We start from the raw sequence: 14,307 nt of genomic DNA on the forward strand, positions 1-14,307 counted from the left end.
GCCCGAAGGGGTGCCGCTGCTGCGCGACGCGCACGAGCCGTGGCCGCAGTGGCTGAAGGCGGCGGGCGAAGAGCTGGCCGGCCACGCCTTTGGCGCGCGCTACGACGAGTCGGCCCTGCTGCTGCAGGCCGCCGAGGCGGGCCAGGGCGTGGCGCTGGCCCGCGGCCTGCTGGCTGCCGATGCGCTGGCGCGCGGGCATCTGCGGCGCATCGGCAGCGTGGCCGTGCCTTCGCGCAACGCCTACTACCTGGTGCACGCATCCGACGCGCAGCTGTCGGTAGCGGCGCAGGCGTTCGCCGGCTGGCTGCAGGACGCCTTGCGCGAAGCCGGGCCGCAGGCTTGAGAGCCAATCACCCTTCGGAGGCGAAGCGGTCGCGCGCGACCGCAAGGTCGCCGTGGTGCGTTTCGGCCCAGCGGTCCAGTGCGATCAGCGCCTTGCTGAGCGAGCGGCCCATGGGAGTGAGCCGATAGGCCACATGCGGCGGCAGGATGCCGCGCTCGATGCGCACCACCAGGCCGTTGCGCTGCAGCTCCTTCAGAGTCTGCGTCAGCATCTTCTGCGAGATGCCGCCGACGCGGCGCAGCAGCTCGCCGTTGCGCAGCGGCCCGGGCGCGAGCGCGGGGATGATGAGCAGCGCCCATTTGCCGGCGATCAGCTCCAGCGCCGCGCGCGAGGGGCAGCTGGCATTGAACACGTCGGAAGCAGCGTCGTTCGGTGGTTTCTTCACGCGCGCAGGATGCCGCGTTCCGCTCCGCCGCGCAGCGGCCCGCCGCAATGCCCTGGTTACCGGAAGGTGCGTACTTGCCCCGCGGTGACCATGCTCCTAACCTGCGCAGCTTCGCATCGCATGGAGAACACGAACGTGAACTGGTTGTTGTTGCTGGCCGCGGGCGCCACTGAAATCATGATGGCCGTCGCGCTGAAACTCTCGGACGGCTGGACCCGCACCGGCCCAGGCGCCGCGGGCATCGCGCTGGGCCTGGTGAGCATGGTGCTGCTGACCTTTGCCATGCGCGGCCTGCCCACCGGCACCGCGTACGCCATCTGGACCGGCATCGGCGCGGTCGGCACCGCGCTGGCCGGCATCGTGTGGTTCGGCGACAGCGCCTCGGCGCCGCGGCTGGCGTGCCTGGGCGCGATCCTGTGCGGCATGGTCGGCCTGAAGCTGCTGGAGAAATGAAATGACGATGCAAGAACCGGTCGACCTGCTGTACATCGAAGCCTCGCCGATGGGCGGCGCCTCCACCTCGCGCGCCGTCGCCCAGTCGTTCCTGGACGCGTACCGCCGCGCCAACCCGACCCACAGCGTGGATACGCTGAACGTGTGGGACACCGAGCTGCCGCCGTTCGACGCGCGCATGATCGCCGCCAAGTTCGCCGTGCTGCGCAAGCACCAGGCCACGCCCGAGCAGCAGGCGCTGTGGGACAGCGCGTGCGCGATCTCGCGCCGTTTCAACCGCGCCCGCCGTTACCTGTTCGCGCTGCCGATGTGGAATTTCGGGTTGCCGTACAGGCTGAAGCATTTCATCGACGTGGTGACGCTGCCCGGCGAGAACTGGCAGTGGTCGCGTGAGACCGGCTACGTGGCGCTGCTGCAGGACAGGAAGGCGATGGTGGTCTATTCCAGCGCCGGCGACTACCCGGCCACGCAGCCGGCCGACCCCTCGGACCACCAGAAGCCGCAGATGCGCCGCTGGCTGCAGTTCATCGGCGTGGACGACGTGCAGGAGCTGGCCGTCGGCCCGACGCTGGTGCCGCCGGACACGCTGCAGGCCACGCGCGAAGCGGCAATGCGCCGTGCGGCGGAAGTGGGCGCGGCGTTCTAGGCGGCACCCGGCGCCGCGCCGAGCACGCTGGGCCGCGCCATGGTCCACCACGTACAACCAGTGGCCGGCGGGCTGGCGGCGCACCAGTTCGGCCGTGCCGCCCTGCACGACGAGCGCGCCGGCCGCATCGCGGATCGCGTAGTCGGCGCGCAGCAGCGCGAGCGCGCCGTGCACGACGCAGAAGTTGTTGCGCGACTCCATGGTGCCGGGCAGCTGCAGCAGCGGCGCCAGCGCCAGTGCGATGGCGCTGGCGCCGCGGTATTCGGCGCCGCTCCCGTCGGCGCACAGCACCGCGTCGTCCTCGTACAGCGCGAGCAGGCGCTCCAGGCTGCGGCTGTTGAAAGCGTCGGCGAACGCGGGATTCATGTCCTGCGGCTGCATGACGGTGGCCATCGGCGGATACTCCTTGCGAAACAGCGAAGCGCCGATATGAACACCCCGCCGCAGCCCTTTCCAAACGCAAAGCACAGGCACGCCCCGCATGTGCCGATGCTGGACACGCCGGCGCCGGTGCGGCCGCAGGCCTGCCCGGTGGAAGACTGGCTGGATTTCCTCGGCCACCGCTGGAATGCGCTGATCCTGTGGCACCTGCGCGTGCCGCGCCGCCATGGCGAGCTTGCGGCACTGCTGCCCGGCATCACGCCCAAGGTGCTGTCCGAGCGCCTGTCGGCGCTGGCGCGGCGCGGCCTGGTGCGCCGCGCGGTGGGCGCCGGTTTTCCGCGCACGGTGGACTACGCGGTTACGCCGCGCGGCACGAGCCTGCTGGGCGTGCTGGACCAGCTGGAACTCTGGGCCAAGGCCCCAGCCGGCTGAGGCTCAGCGGCGCTTGTGTTCGCGCGCAGGCGGCGCGTCGATGCACGAGTCATTGGCGGGCGTGCGCAGGTCGGGCAGGGCGGTTTCCTCGCCGGCGTCGTTGAAGAAGTGCTCGTGGCCCGAGGTCGCTTCAGAGGATGGGCGGCGCAGCAGCAGGTAGCCGGCCACCACGGCGAACAGACCGGCGGCGGCCCAGCCGCCGGGCCCGCCGGCAATCGCCAGCACGGCGATTGCGCCCACGGACGCCAGGGCGATCAGCAAGGGTTTGTACTTCACACTGTTCCAACGAAAATGCGCCGTCGCGGCGCTGTCAGGGGCAACCCTGGAATGCATGCAAGCGTTATGCCGGCTGCACGCGCCTGCGGCGCAGCGTGCCGCCGCCTTGCGCGGCGATCAGGTCTTCCGGTGTGCCGTGCGCCGTCAGCGCGTTCACGATGCGGTGCACGCCGGCAACGTCGCGCAACTGGAACAGCAGCCCGTCCAGCTCCTTGGCCAGCACGTGGCCGCTCAGCCGCACCACCTCTTGGTCCACCTGCACATCGATCGCGCCGGGATGGGTGGCCAGCATGCCCAGGCGTGCACGCACCCGGTCGCGCAGCCGTTCGTCGTCTTGCGCGCTGCGCTGCGCACGCGGGCCGACGGCGCGCACGAGGGCTTGGGGGCGCATCGGCTCGCGCTGGCCGCCCAGCAGGGCGCGCACGGCGTCCCGGCGGTCGCGGCCTTGCGCCGGATCGAGCCAGTACATGGCGCCAGCGCCGGCCAGGGCGCCGGCGGCGAGGCAAAGCAGGTCACGGGTCAGGTTCGTTCTGTTCATGCGTCCTGTGCGCTCAGCCCGTGCGCCGGGCTTTGCTTTTTGGGGCCGCGCTGGGGGCAGCGGTCTTCTTCGCCGCGGCGCGCGGCGGGCTCTTCGCTTGGGCGGCGGCGGCAGTTTCGCGTTTGCGTGCCGGCTTTTTTGCCGCCGCGGGTGCGGGTGCAGCCGCTGGCGTCTTGGTCGCGGCGCGGCCCTTGCCGCCCTGCAGGCTGCGTCGCAGCAGTTCGGTCAGGTCGATCACGTCGGCCGACTTGCCGGTGTCGGGCGCTTCCTCCAGCGGCTCCACCGCCTCGGTTTCGCCGGCCTTGGCCTTGGCTTCCACCAGCTTCATGACAGCGTCGCGGAAGGAGTCGCGGTATTCCTCGGCGCTCCAATTGCCGCTCATGTCGTCGATCAGCTGCTTGGCCATCTTCAGTTCGCCGTCCTTCAGCGACGCGGTCTTGGCGCCGGTGGCAGGCAGCGGCAGGTCGTCCCAGGAGCGGATTTCGTTGCCCCAGCGCATCAGGTTCAGCACCAGCGCCGGTCCGCAGGGCATCAGCACCGCCAAGTGCTGCTTGGCGCGGATCACCACCCGCGCGATGCCGGCCTTGCCGGTCTGCTTCAGCGCTTCGCGCAAAAGCGCATAGACGCGTTCGCCCTTGTTGATGGGCGCGGTGTAATAGGGGCGTTCGAGGTAGACGAAGGGCACGTCGTCGACGTCCACGAAGGCCTCGATCTCGATGGTCTGCGTGGTCTTGGGATAGGCGTCCTGAATCTCCTCGGGCGACAGCAGCACGTACTCGCCCTTGTGGTATTCGATGCCCTTGACGATGTCGTCCTTGTCGATGTCCTTGCCGGTCTTCTTGTTAATGCGCTTGTAACCCACCGGGTCCATGGTGCGCTTGTCGAGCCAGTCGAAGTCCAGGTCGGATTCGGCAGTGGCCGAATACAAGCCGATGGGGATGTGCACCAGCCCGAAGCTGATGGCGCCTTTCCATAAGGCGCGTGTGGAGCTGGGCGCCATGCCCTTGGTATCTGCCATGGTTGTGCCAAGTTTGCGAAGCTTCCGAAGCTCCGCCTGTCGGACACCCGCCGCGTGCCCTGTAGGCAAGTTGCGCACACGTGCTGCAGGCGCGGCGCGTGGCCTCAGCCCTGGCTGCGCGCGAAGCGGCGGATGGCGTCCATGAGCCCGGTGCCCAAGGGCACGGGCTTGGCTTCGGGGTCGAGGTGCTGCGCGGTGGCGGACCAGCGCTGGGACAGTCTGGCGAAGCTGGCGCGGTCGGCGGGAGAAAAGCAGTCCTGCGCTTGCAGGGTTTCAAAGTTGCGCGCAATGCGCCGCGCCAGCAGCAGCCTGTGGGCTGGCGCCTGGATCTGCATGAAAGCGGTCATCAGCGACAGGGTGCCGAGCCACAGCGCCTTGCAGGCCTGGGCCAGTTCCTGCCGCGCCTCAGGAGAGGCAGCGACGGCGGATTCGGGCAGGGAAGAGGCAGCGGGCATCGCAGTAAGCTCCAAAATGGTCTGCAACCATCCTAGAGCCGGCCACAGCCAGCGGACTGTCAGCCCGGCGCAGCAACCGCGGCCCGTGCCGTCCTACGCTTAGCGGGGGCTGGAGTCGCCGGTGCGCGCGTGGCGCTTCTTGCCGGCGGCGCGGGCTTCTTCGCTGGTGAATTCGTGCGCATGGCCGCTCTGGTGCGCGGCACGGCCACCCAGGCTGGCGATTTCGCGCTGGCGCTGCGGATCCATGGCGGCGAAGCCGCGCAGGGATTTCTTCTGCGGCGACTTGGTGCTGGTGTCGGCGTTGTCGTGGTTGGTTTGCGAATCCATTCTTTCCTCGTCTTGGTTCGGGTCGGGTGAAGGGCCATGGGCCGGCGGATCGGATGCCGCGCCGCTGTGTGCGGAGCACCGTCCGGGCGTTGGCACGGCAGAGTCTGTGCGCAACAGCAGGGGTGCGTTGTAGGACGATGCCGATACCATGCTGAGTCCATGTGTAACGTCCGTGTTCTAGACTGCGCCGCATGAAACCCGATTTGCCAGCCAGCGTCGCCACACCCGCGGAGGCGGACTGGGTCGAGGGCGAACTGGTGCGCAGCCTGATGCGCAGCCACCGCAGCACGCAGTTCGTGGCGCTGATGGTGCCGGTGTTCATCGGCGTGCTGTGGCAGGAGGCGCCCTCCGGGCAACTGGTGGCCTGGGGCCTGGTGGGCGCGTTCGCTGTGGGCATGCGCCTGTGGATGTCGGAGCAGTACCGCCGCCACGTGATGTTCCGCGGCGGCCCCGAGCACCGCGCGTTCTTCCGGCGCTGGCGCTTCGCGTTTCCGCTGAGTGCCGCGTTCTGGGGCTCCAGCACGCTGCTGTTCTTCGACCGCGCGCCGCTGACCGACCAGTTCATCTGCTGGCTGATGCTCGCCGGTTTATCGATGTTCTCCATCAACACCATGTCCAGCCAGCTCGCCACCATGCGCGGCTACCTGAACATGCTGGCGCTGAGCGCGCTGTCGGTGATGGCGTGGCGCATCGGGGTCGAGCTGAGGTTCTCCGGCCCGTTCTACCACTGGTGGCTGGTCACGCTGCTGGTGGTGTTCTGGCTGGTGCTGCGCGAAGCCGGCACGCGGCTGCACCGCACCCACCGGCGCAACTTCGAGCTGCAGTTCCGCAACAACCAGCTGATCGAATCGCTCACGCGCCAGACGCAGGCGGCGCTGGACGCGGTGGAGATCAAGAACCGCTTCCTGGCCAGCGCCGCGCACGACATCCGCCAGCCGGTGCACGCGCTGGGCCTGTACGCCGACTGGCTGCGCAGCGAACCCGAGCTGGTGGCCGAGATCGCGCCCAAGATCGTCGAATCGACGAAAGCGGTGAACCAGCTGTTCGATTCGCTGTTCGACCTCGCGCGGCTGGACTCCGGCAAGATCAACCTGCATGTCGACACCGTGGACCTGGCCAAGCTGCTGCGCGACCTGGAGCTGCAGTACCGCCCGCTGGCCGACGCCAAGGGCCTTCAGTTTCGCGTGCGCGTGCGGCCCGGCACCACGGTGTCGGACCCGATCCTGCTCAAGCGCATCGTCGGCAACCTGATTTCCAACGCCGTGCGCTACACGCGCAAGGGCGGCGTGCTGGTGGCCGCGCGCGGGCGGTACATCGAGATCTGGGACACGGGGGTGGGCATCGCGCCGGTGCACCAGAGCGAAATCTTCCGCGAGTTCTACAAGGTGCCGAGCCATGGCGGCACGGAGGAGGGCTTCGGCCTGGGCCTGTACATCGTGCAGCGCCTGACCCACATCCTGGGCCATCCGCTCACGCTGTCCTCGCGCCCCGGCCGCGGCACGGTGTTCCGCCTGCAGCTGGACCCCACCCAGCCGCGCGAGGCGGCCGAGCGCGCCACCGCGTCGATGTCGCGGCTGGTGCCCTGAGGAAAGTCCTCAGCTGCCCAGCAGGCCGTGGGTGCGGGCGAAGTGGATGGTCTGGGTGCGGCTCTTCACGCCCAGGCGCCGGAACAGGCGCCACAGGTGCACCTTGACCGTGTGCTCGCTGATGCCGAGTTCATCGGCGATCTCGCGGTTGGACAGGCCCCGGTCCAGCATCACGATCAGCTGCTTTTGCCGCTTGGACAGCTTGTTGTCCGTGGGCGTGAGCTCCTCGAACTGGCCGTCGGCACTCATGAGCGCGCGCAGCGCGTTGCCGATTTCCTGTGCGCCCGATGACTTCTCGATGTAGATGTCGGCGCCGGCATCGACGCAGGCTTCCTCGGCGTCGCTGGCGGGCGATGCGGACAGCACGGCCAGCGGCGTGTCCGGAAAGCGCTTCTTCAGCTCGATCACCCCCGAGGTGCCGGTGGTGTCGGGCAGCTTCAGGTCCAGGCAGATCAGGTCGGGCTTGCCGTGCTGCTTGACCGCCGATTCGATGCCGCCGATGCGATCCAGCTCGATCACATTGGCGCCCGGGCGCAACCGCCGCAGCAGCATGACCACCGCCTCCCGCATCAGCGGGTGATCGTCGATCACGTACAGCGACATGGGTTTTGGAGGAGGAATCTTTTCCATGAGTAAACCTAGGATAGCGCCGATTGATGTGCCGAAAGGTACTCTACTTCTCAGTTGCCGGTGGCCGTCAGCTCCCGTAAGGCAGCCTGGACCTCGGCCATGCCCGCGCCGTCCAGCGATTCGAACTGGCCCGCGTCCAGGCTTTCGGGCGTGGCCTTCAGCCGCGCGACGCACTCGCCGGCCTCCTTGGGCGACGCGAAGCCCTTGCTTTGCAGCAGCACACGCCCCTGCGCGTCCACCAGCTTGAAATAGAAGCGGCCGTCCGCCTCGCGGTACTGCTTGAAGCTGGGGCCGGCCGTCTTGGCCTTGGCTTTCTTCGCCGCACCGGCCTGCGCACCCAGGTTGCGCAGGCCCACCGCGTGCCGCAGTTCGGCCATCAGCGGCGTGGCGCGGCCGCGCGCCTTCGCGGCGCCGGCCTGCAGGATGTCTTCCAGCTCCGAAGGATGCGCGACCAGGTGCTGGTAGCGCTCGCGCATGGGGCCGATTTCGCGGTCGATGCGCTCGAACAGCAGCTGCTTGGCATCGCCCCAGGCGATGCCTTCGGCATAGGCCCGGCGCAGGCCAGCGGTTTCCTCTTCCGAAGCGAAGGCCTGGTAGATCTGGAACAGCGACGAGCCTTCCACGTCTTTCGGCTCGCCCGGTGCGCGCGAATCGGTGACGATGGAGAAGATCTGCTTTTTCACCTGCTCGCGTGCGCCGAACAGCGCGATGGTGTTGTCGTAGCTCTTGCTCATCTTGCGCCCGTCCAGCCCGGGCAGCGTGGCCACCGATTCGTCGATGGCGGCTTCGGGCAGCACCAGGTGCTCGCCGTACAGGTGGTTGAAGCTTTGCGCCATGTCGCGCGCCATCTCGATGTGCTGGATCTGGTCGCGCCCCACCGGGATCTTGTGCGCCTTGTACAGCAGGATGTCGGCGGCCATCAGCACCGGGTACATGAACAGGCCCGCGGTCACGTCGGTGTCCACGTCAACGCTGGCAGCGGTGTTCCTGTCCACCTGCGCCTTGTAGGCATGGGCGCGGTTGAGGATGCCCTTGCCGGTGACGCAGGTGAGCATCCAGGTGAGCTCGGTCACCTCGGGTATGTCGGACTGGCGGTAGAAGAACACCTGATCCGGGTCCAGGCCGGCGGCCAGCCAGCAGGCGGCGATTTCCATGGTGGAGCGCTGGATGCGCTCGGGCTCGTCGCACTTGATCAGCGCGTGGTAGTCGGCCAGGAAATAGAAATTCTCGGTGCCGGGCCGGCGGCTGGCCTGCACCGAAGGCCGGATCGCGCCGACGTAGTTGCCCAGGTGCGGCGTGCCGGTGGTGGTGATGCCGGTGAGGTAGCGGGCGGGGCTCATCATCGAATGAACGGAAAGGGTGTAGAGAGGTGCAGCAGGTCCAGCAGGGCGTAGCCCACGCGCATGAGGGGCAGCATCCAGTAGGTGCTGATGACCTTGAAGACCACCAGGGCCATCACGATGAAGAAGCCCCATGGCTCGATGCGGCTGAAGGCGTAGGCCAGGCGCGGCGGCAGCAGGCCCACCAGCACGCGCCCGCCGTCCAGCGGCGGGATCGGGAACAGGTTGAAGGCCGCCATGACGAAGTTGGTCAGGACGCCGGCCATGCACATCAGAAGGAAGAAGGACTCGTCCACTCCCGCGCCGCGCAGCACCTGGAACAGCACGGCCCACAACAGCGCCTGCGCGAGGTTGATGCCGGGGCCGGCCAGCGCCACCCAGATCATGTCGCGCTTGGGGTGGCGCAGCCGCCCGAACACCACCGGAACCGGTTTGGCATAGCCGAAGAGAAACGTGCCCGCGGTCGCGAAGTACAGCAGCAAGGGCATCAGGATGGTGCCCATGGGGTCGATGTGCTTGAGCGGGTTGAGCGTGACCCGGCCCATGGCGTAGGCGGTGTTGTCGCCCAGGTAGCGGGCCACGTAGCCGTGCGCTGCCTCGTGGAGCGTGATGGCGAACAACACCGGCAACGCGTAGATCAGGACCGTCTGGATCAGGTTGTTGTAATTCACCCCGGGGATTGTCTCAGAGGCCGAGCGTGTGCCAGTCGCCGCGGCCTTCTCGCAGCACCACGGCCTGGTCGCCGTTGCCCATGGGCGTGAGGTCGATGACGGTGGTCGGCTCGTGCGGACAGGCGCCGGCGCCGATCACGCCGTCGAGCGTGCGCTCGAAGCGCCGGCGGATTTCCTCGGGGTCGTTCAGCGGCTCGTGCTCGCTGGGCTCGATCAGTGTGGTGGCCAGTAACGGCGCGCCGTGCATCTCCAGCAGCGCCTGCAGCGCGGCGTGGTCCGGCACGCGCAGGCCGATGGTCTTGCGCTGCGGATGGCTCACGCGGCGCGGCACCTCGCGCGTGGCTTCCAGGATGAAGGTGAACGGGCCGGGCGTGGCGGTCTTGAGCAGCCGGTACTGGCGGTTGTCCACGCGGGCGTAGCTTGCCAGCTCGCTCAAATCGCGGCACAGCAGCGTGAGGTGGTGCTTGTCGTCAACGTTGCGGATCTTGCGCAGCCGATCAGCCGCGGTTTTGTCGTCGAGGTGACAGGCGATGGCGTAGCTGGAGTCGGTGGGGACGGCGAGGACGCCGCCGCCATTGAGCAATGCCACTGCCTGTTTGAGAAGGCGGGGCTGGGGGTTGTCGGGGTGGACTTCGAAGTATTGGGCCATGTGGACGTCCGTTTCACTCGATGGCCGCGCGGCAAAGCCCCGGGCGGGCGGGCCGCGGCGCGCAGGCAAGGCGTCCGGCGCTGCGCGCCGGCAGACCCGCAGAGTCCGGCCTGGGTCCGGCGCCGCGGAACTCGCTGCGCACCGCAAGCGGCGCTCCGCTCAAACAGCCGCGGCGAGCATGACAACGAAGCGCGCCTGCGGCGCGCACCGGCCCCAGTCCGAACTCCGCGGGCGCCTTGCCTTGACGCGCGCCGCGGCCCGCCCGCCCGGGGCTTTGCGCAAGTGCTGCCAGCGTGCGAAAAGTTGAAATCGGGGAAATTGGAGTCTGACCCCAATTACGTTGGATGTCGCGCCAGGCGGTGTCCGGCGGGGGCGATTTCTGGGGCGGCTGTGCTGTTCGGTCCGGAGCCGGGCGCGCTTGCGCGCTTCGTGAACTGGCTTGCGGGCGCTGTTTGAGCGGAGCGTTTGCTTGCAAACGCGCAGCGAGTTCGCCCGCGCCGGCTGCGGACCGAGCGGCGCAGCGGAGTCGGCGCAACGCGCCGACCGCCACAGCATGAGCCCGCACCGGGCATCGCGGCCCGCGACGCGCGGTCACAGCACGCCACACATCAGAACCCGAACAAATTTCCACCCCCAAGTTCGCGCCCATCGGCCCAGCCGATCAGCAATGCCCCATACGGCGAGCGGACTTCCACCTCCGCGCCCTCCTCGCACACGATGAAGCAGTCCGCATGCACGGCGCGGCCGTTGACCGCGAGCAGCCCGCCGCGCACCCAGAACTCCGTGAGAGCGCCCGCCACGAACGAGAACGCCGTTTCCGGGCGCACCGACAGCTGCGCCATGCGGTGCTCGCTGCCCGTGCGGGCATAGTCGAAGATCAGCTGGCGGCGCACGCCGGGAACGCCGGTGTCGTCGTGCAGCTGCGCATCGACCGGCACGTTGACCTCCGGCGCGACGTCGGGCGCGGGATTGCGGATGGCGGCGTGGCGCGAGCCGGCATGCACGCCGCTGATGTCGCTTTCGGGCGGATAGGTCACCGGCCCCTCCAGCCGCGACACCAGCAAGGTCGGCCGGTAGGCGATGGCGTCGTGCGTGGAACCCTTCAGGTTGATGCCGGCCTCGTGCAGGCCGATGGCGCCGTGGCAATCGGTCAGGCCGCCGTCCAGCACGAAGCTGGTGGCCACGCCCTGGTGCTGGTGCAGGCCGCTGCGCGTACCGGCATCGAAACGCACCAAGCCCAGGTACAGGCCGCGTTCGTTGTCGTGCCGCACCGGCTTGAGCCACAAGCCTGCGTTGGCCGTGGCCTGCCAGGGCGCGGCCGCCATGTCGAACACGTGGACCTGGCGCGTGGACTGCGCGGGCGGATGGTAGAGAGCTTGCACGGGCACCTCCGATGCTTGGTAACGGCCGTTACCATCCTAGGCCGCTGCGCGCACCGTGCCCATGGGAGAGTCCCTAGGCTGCGTCGTGGAAGATGATGCCCAGCGTGTGGCGCGCGCCGCCCAGCACCCGGCTCACGCCGTGGCGCAGGTTCACGCGGTAGCTGCCGCGCGTGCCCTGCACCGGCCGCTGGTGCACGGCGACCACGGCGGCATCGCCCTGGCGCGCCAGCGGCACCACCATCGGGCGCGACTGCATGCGCGGGCGCTGCTCGGTCAGCACCAGTTCGCCGCCGGCGAAATCGCGGCCGGGCTGGGACAGCAGCACCACCACCTGCAGCGGAAACACGTGCTCGCCGTACAGGTCCTGGTGCAGGCAGTTGTAGTCGTCGGGTCCATACTTCAGCAGCAGCGGCGTGGGCCGCGCCTGCCCGGCGGCGTGGCAGCGCGCGATGAACGCCGCGTGCGCGTCGGGAAAGCGGGTGGCGAGGCCCATGCGTTCGTGCCAGGCATTAGCCAGCGGCGCGAGCCGCGGGTACAGCGCACCGCGCAGCGCCGCCACCGGGTCGGGCAGCGGATAGCGGAAGTACTTGTACTCGCCGCGGCCGAAGCCGTGCCGCGCCATCGCCACCCGGCTGCGGAACGGAGCGTCTTCTTCGTACAGGCCGGCAATGCGTTCGCATTGCGCAGCAGCCATCAGCGAAGGAATGACCGCGAAGCCCTGGCGGTCCAGCTCGGCGTGGAGTTGCGGCCAGTCGATGGAGTCCAGCGGTGCGTGGTGCATGCCGCACGATGCGCGCATCCGGCGCGGCAGTCTCGCCGTTTCCGGACCCGCGTTCCTATCGCGTTTCCTGGTCGGCCAGCGGCCACGACGCGTCCGGGTTCTCGCTGGCCAGGCCGGCCAGCCAGTTCACCACCTTCAGCACCGTGGGCAGGCGCGGATGGTCTTCCACGTATTCGGCGTGGTAGGCCAGGCCCTGCAGGCCGAGCGGATGCACCTGCACCAGCCGGGCCGAGCGCAGCTCGGGGCCGACCAGCACGGTGCTGGCCAGCGCCACGCCGGCGCCGTCCAGCGCGCCCTGGATGGCATGGCTTTCCTCGCTGAAGCCGATGCAGCGGCCGACGTCGAAGCCGCGGATGCCCGCCACCGCCATCCATGCGGCCCAGGTCGGGCCCTGCAGGGTGCCGTTCTTCCATGTGTAGTTCAGCAGGTCGGCCTGCGCAAGCGCCTCGGCCGCCACGGGCAGCGCGCGGCCCGCCAGCCAGCCCGGCGACGCGACAGCGATGTAGCGGTCGCGGTACAGCACCTGCGACTGCACCGGCCGCGCGCGCTCGGTACCGTAGCGCACCGCCAGGTCGGCCTCGGCCTTGCGCAAATCCACCAGCCGCTCGCTGGCTTCCACGCGCAAGGTGATTCCAGGGTGCAGCTGGCGCAGCTGCGACAGGCGCGGAATCAGCACCATGGCGGCAAAGGCGGGCGTGACGGAGATCGCCAGCGTGTCCTCCTGGCGCTGCAGGTCGGCCACCGATTGCGCGATGCGGTCAAAGCCGTCGCGCAGCACGGGAAAGAAGCGTTCGCCGGCGCGCGTGAGCGCGATCGACCTGCCGTTGCGCTCGAACAGCTTCTGGCCGACCAGTTCCTCCAGGTGGCGGATCTGATGGCTGACGGCGGTGGGCGTGACGAACAGCTCCGCCGCCGCTTCCTTGAAGCTCAGGTGCCGCGCCGCGGCCTCGAAAGCCCGCAGCGCGTTCAGCGGCGGCATGCGCCTGCGTTCCGCCATCGACCACCTCGGATCACGTCACGAATTGAACAAGGCCAGCGCTTCGAGCCGGCGCGCCACCGACAGCAGCAGCGCATCTCGCCCGCTGGGGCAGCACAGCAGCACGCCGGTGGGCAGGCCCGCATCGTCATGGCCGCTGGGCAGCGCGATGCCGGGCATGTCCAGAAAGCTGCAAGGCATTGTATGGCTGAGGGCGCGCGCGTTGGCCTGCGCGATCTGCTCCGGCGTGCGCAGCGCCGCGAGTGCCGGCGCCGTGGTGGGCGTGGCGGGGAAGACGTGGATGACGCCGGGCGGCGTCGCGGCGAGTTGGTCCAGCAGGCGGCGACGCAGCTGCTGCAGCGCGATCAGGTCGTGCGCGCGCATCTCTCGCGCGCTGTCCCGCCGGCGCTGCACGAACGGGTCGATGTGTTGGGCCAAAGCCGGTTCGCAGAACGCGCGCAGTTCATGCGCGGCTTCGGCCGCGACCAGCGTGCCGTGCGTGGCGAAGGCATCCGTCACCTGGTCCAGCGCGACGACGCGCGCTTCCTCGCACGCGAAGCCGGCATTGGCCAGGCGCGCCATGAAGCGCAGGCAGTTGTCGCGCACGGCGCGCTGCACCGTGTCGCCGCAGAGGTTGGCGGCGAGAACGAAGGTGAGTTCGGTGTGCGGCAATTCCAGAGAGGCGCCGCGCAGCACCGCGTCCACGGGCAACAGGTCCGCGACGCTGGAGGCGATCAGGCCCACGGTGTCCAGGCTGGGCGCCAACGCGGCAACGCCGTCCAGCGGATAGCGCGCCTGGCTCGGGCGCCAGCCGACCAGGCCCGACCACGCGGCCGGCACGCGGACCGAGCCCGAGGTATCGCTGGCCAGCGCGACGCAGCCGATGCCGGCGCGCAGCGCGGCCGCCGCGCCGCTGGACGATCCACCGACCAGGTGCGCCTGCCCCGTGCCCGGCGCCTGCTGCACCGGCGTGCCGAAGTGCGGGTTCAGCCCAAGGCCGGAGAAGGCGAACTCGCTCAGGTTGGTCTTGCCCAGCAC

General features: G+C 69.3%; 18 protein-coding genes and 1 pseudogene. 5 read left to right on the forward strand and 14 right to left on the reverse strand.

Annotated elements, in window-relative coordinates; genetic code table 11:
- Positions 1 to 343 (forward strand): LysR substrate-binding domain-containing protein (locus H0U68_RS13145; RefSeq protein WP_296356271.1); only part of this gene is annotated, 343 nt, incomplete at its 5' end.
- 7 nt (positions 344 to 350) lie between these two features.
- On the opposite strand, the gene H0U68_RS13150 is transcribed toward H0U68_RS13145, so the two are convergent.
- The gene (locus H0U68_RS13150) at positions 351 to 728 is read right to left on the reverse strand and encodes a helix-turn-helix domain-containing protein (RefSeq protein ID WP_296356273.1); all 378 of its coding nucleotides are present in this window, start codon (positions 726 to 728) and stop codon (positions 351 to 353) included.
- A 135-nt stretch (positions 729 to 863) separates the two neighbouring features.
- On the opposite strand from H0U68_RS13150, the gene H0U68_RS13155 reads away from it, so the two are divergent.
- From H0U68_RS13155 to H0U68_RS13165, 3 genes are all read left to right on the forward strand, one after another.
- Positions 864 to 1,181: a multidrug efflux SMR transporter gene (locus H0U68_RS13155; RefSeq protein ID WP_296356275.1), complete on the forward strand. Its 318-nt coding sequence runs from the start codon at positions 864 to 866 to the stop codon at positions 1,179 to 1,181.
- Between the two features lies 1 nt (position 1,182).
- A complete protein-coding gene (locus H0U68_RS13160) occupies positions 1,183 to 1,827 on the forward strand; it encodes an NAD(P)H-dependent oxidoreductase (protein WP_296356277.1) in 645 nt (214 codons plus the stop codon).
- 489 nt (positions 1,828 to 2,316) lie between these two features.
- Positions 2,317 to 2,640 carry a helix-turn-helix domain-containing protein gene (locus tag H0U68_RS13165; protein WP_296356279.1) on the forward strand — a complete coding sequence of 108 codons (324 nt, stop codon included), beginning with the start codon at positions 2,317 to 2,319 and terminating at the stop codon, positions 2,638 to 2,640.
- Positions 2,641 to 2,643: 3 nt separating this feature from the next.
- Here H0U68_RS13165 and H0U68_RS13170 read toward each other — a convergent pair whose 3' ends face one another.
- The 5 genes and pseudogenes from H0U68_RS13170 to H0U68_RS13190 form a co-directional block, all read right to left on the reverse strand.
- On the reverse strand, positions 2,644 to 2,916 hold the full coding sequence (locus H0U68_RS13170; RefSeq protein ID WP_296356281.1) for a hypothetical protein: 273 nt from the start codon (positions 2,914 to 2,916) through the stop codon (positions 2,644 to 2,646).
- A 64-nt stretch (positions 2,917 to 2,980) separates the two neighbouring features.
- Complete coding sequence (locus H0U68_RS13175) at positions 2,981 to 3,454, reverse strand: BON domain-containing protein (RefSeq protein ID WP_296356283.1); 474 nt, start codon at positions 3,452 to 3,454, stop codon at positions 2,981 to 2,983.
- 13 nt (positions 3,455 to 3,467) lie between these two features.
- Positions 3,468 to 4,472, reverse strand: a complete 1,005-nt coding sequence (locus H0U68_RS13180; RefSeq protein WP_296356285.1) for a Ku protein — start codon at positions 4,470 to 4,472, stop codon at positions 3,468 to 3,470.
- 104 nt (positions 4,473 to 4,576) lie between these two features.
- Positions 4,577 to 4,927, reverse strand: coding sequence for a hypothetical protein (locus H0U68_RS13185; protein WP_296356288.1), 351 nt, complete (start codon positions 4,925 to 4,927; stop codon positions 4,577 to 4,579).
- A gap of 99 nt (positions 4,928 to 5,026) precedes the next feature.
- A pseudogene (locus tag H0U68_RS13190) lies at positions 5,027 to 5,194 on the reverse strand (KGG domain-containing protein); the annotation flags it as partial.
- A gap of 251 nt (positions 5,195 to 5,445) precedes the next feature.
- On the opposite strand from H0U68_RS13190, the gene H0U68_RS13195 reads away from it, so the two are divergent.
- Complete coding sequence (locus H0U68_RS13195; protein WP_296356290.1) at positions 5,446 to 6,840, forward strand: HAMP domain-containing sensor histidine kinase; 1,395 nt, start codon at positions 5,446 to 5,448, stop codon at positions 6,838 to 6,840.
- A 9-nt stretch (positions 6,841 to 6,849) separates the two neighbouring features.
- Here H0U68_RS13195 and H0U68_RS13200 read toward each other — a convergent pair whose 3' ends face one another.
- The 8 genes from H0U68_RS13200 to H0U68_RS13235 form a co-directional block, all read right to left on the reverse strand.
- The gene (locus H0U68_RS13200; protein ID WP_296356305.1) at positions 6,850 to 7,443 is read right to left on the reverse strand and encodes a response regulator transcription factor; all 594 of its coding nucleotides are present in this window, start codon (positions 7,441 to 7,443) and stop codon (positions 6,850 to 6,852) included.
- A gap of 77 nt (positions 7,444 to 7,520) precedes the next feature.
- A complete protein-coding gene (locus tag H0U68_RS13205) occupies positions 7,521 to 8,810 on the reverse strand; it encodes a tryptophan--tRNA ligase (protein ID WP_296356306.1) in 1,290 nt (429 codons plus the stop codon).
- Positions 8,810 to 9,481, reverse strand: coding sequence for a site-2 protease family protein (locus tag H0U68_RS13210; protein ID WP_296356292.1), 672 nt, complete (start codon positions 9,479 to 9,481; stop codon positions 8,810 to 8,812). Before H0U68_RS13210 ends, H0U68_RS13205 begins: the two co-directional genes overlap by 1 nt.
- A 13-nt stretch (positions 9,482 to 9,494) precedes the next feature.
- Positions 9,495 to 10,130 (reverse strand): L-threonylcarbamoyladenylate synthase, encoded by a 636-nt coding sequence (locus H0U68_RS13215; protein ID WP_296356295.1) that lies wholly within the window; start codon positions 10,128 to 10,130, stop codon positions 9,495 to 9,497.
- Positions 10,131 to 10,738: 608 nt separating this feature from the next.
- Positions 10,739 to 11,512: a cupin domain-containing protein gene (locus H0U68_RS13220; protein ID WP_296356296.1), complete on the reverse strand. Its 774-nt coding sequence runs from the start codon at positions 11,510 to 11,512 to the stop codon at positions 10,739 to 10,741.
- A gap of 73 nt (positions 11,513 to 11,585) precedes the next feature.
- Complete coding sequence (locus H0U68_RS13225; RefSeq protein WP_296356299.1) at positions 11,586 to 12,293, reverse strand: 2OG-Fe(II) oxygenase; 708 nt, start codon at positions 12,291 to 12,293, stop codon at positions 11,586 to 11,588.
- A 55-nt stretch (positions 12,294 to 12,348) separates the two neighbouring features.
- Positions 12,349 to 13,290, reverse strand: coding sequence for a LysR substrate-binding domain-containing protein (locus H0U68_RS13230; protein WP_296356301.1), 942 nt, complete (start codon positions 13,288 to 13,290; stop codon positions 12,349 to 12,351).
- Positions 13,291 to 13,308: 18 nt separating this feature from the next.
- The coding region (locus H0U68_RS13235) for an amidase family protein (RefSeq protein WP_296356303.1) at positions 13,309 to 14,307 on the reverse strand (999 nt) is incomplete at its 5' end.

Source organism: Ramlibacter sp. (assembly GCF_013697775.1).
Classification (GTDB): domain Bacteria; phylum Pseudomonadota; class Gammaproteobacteria; order Burkholderiales; family Burkholderiaceae_C; genus Ramlibacter.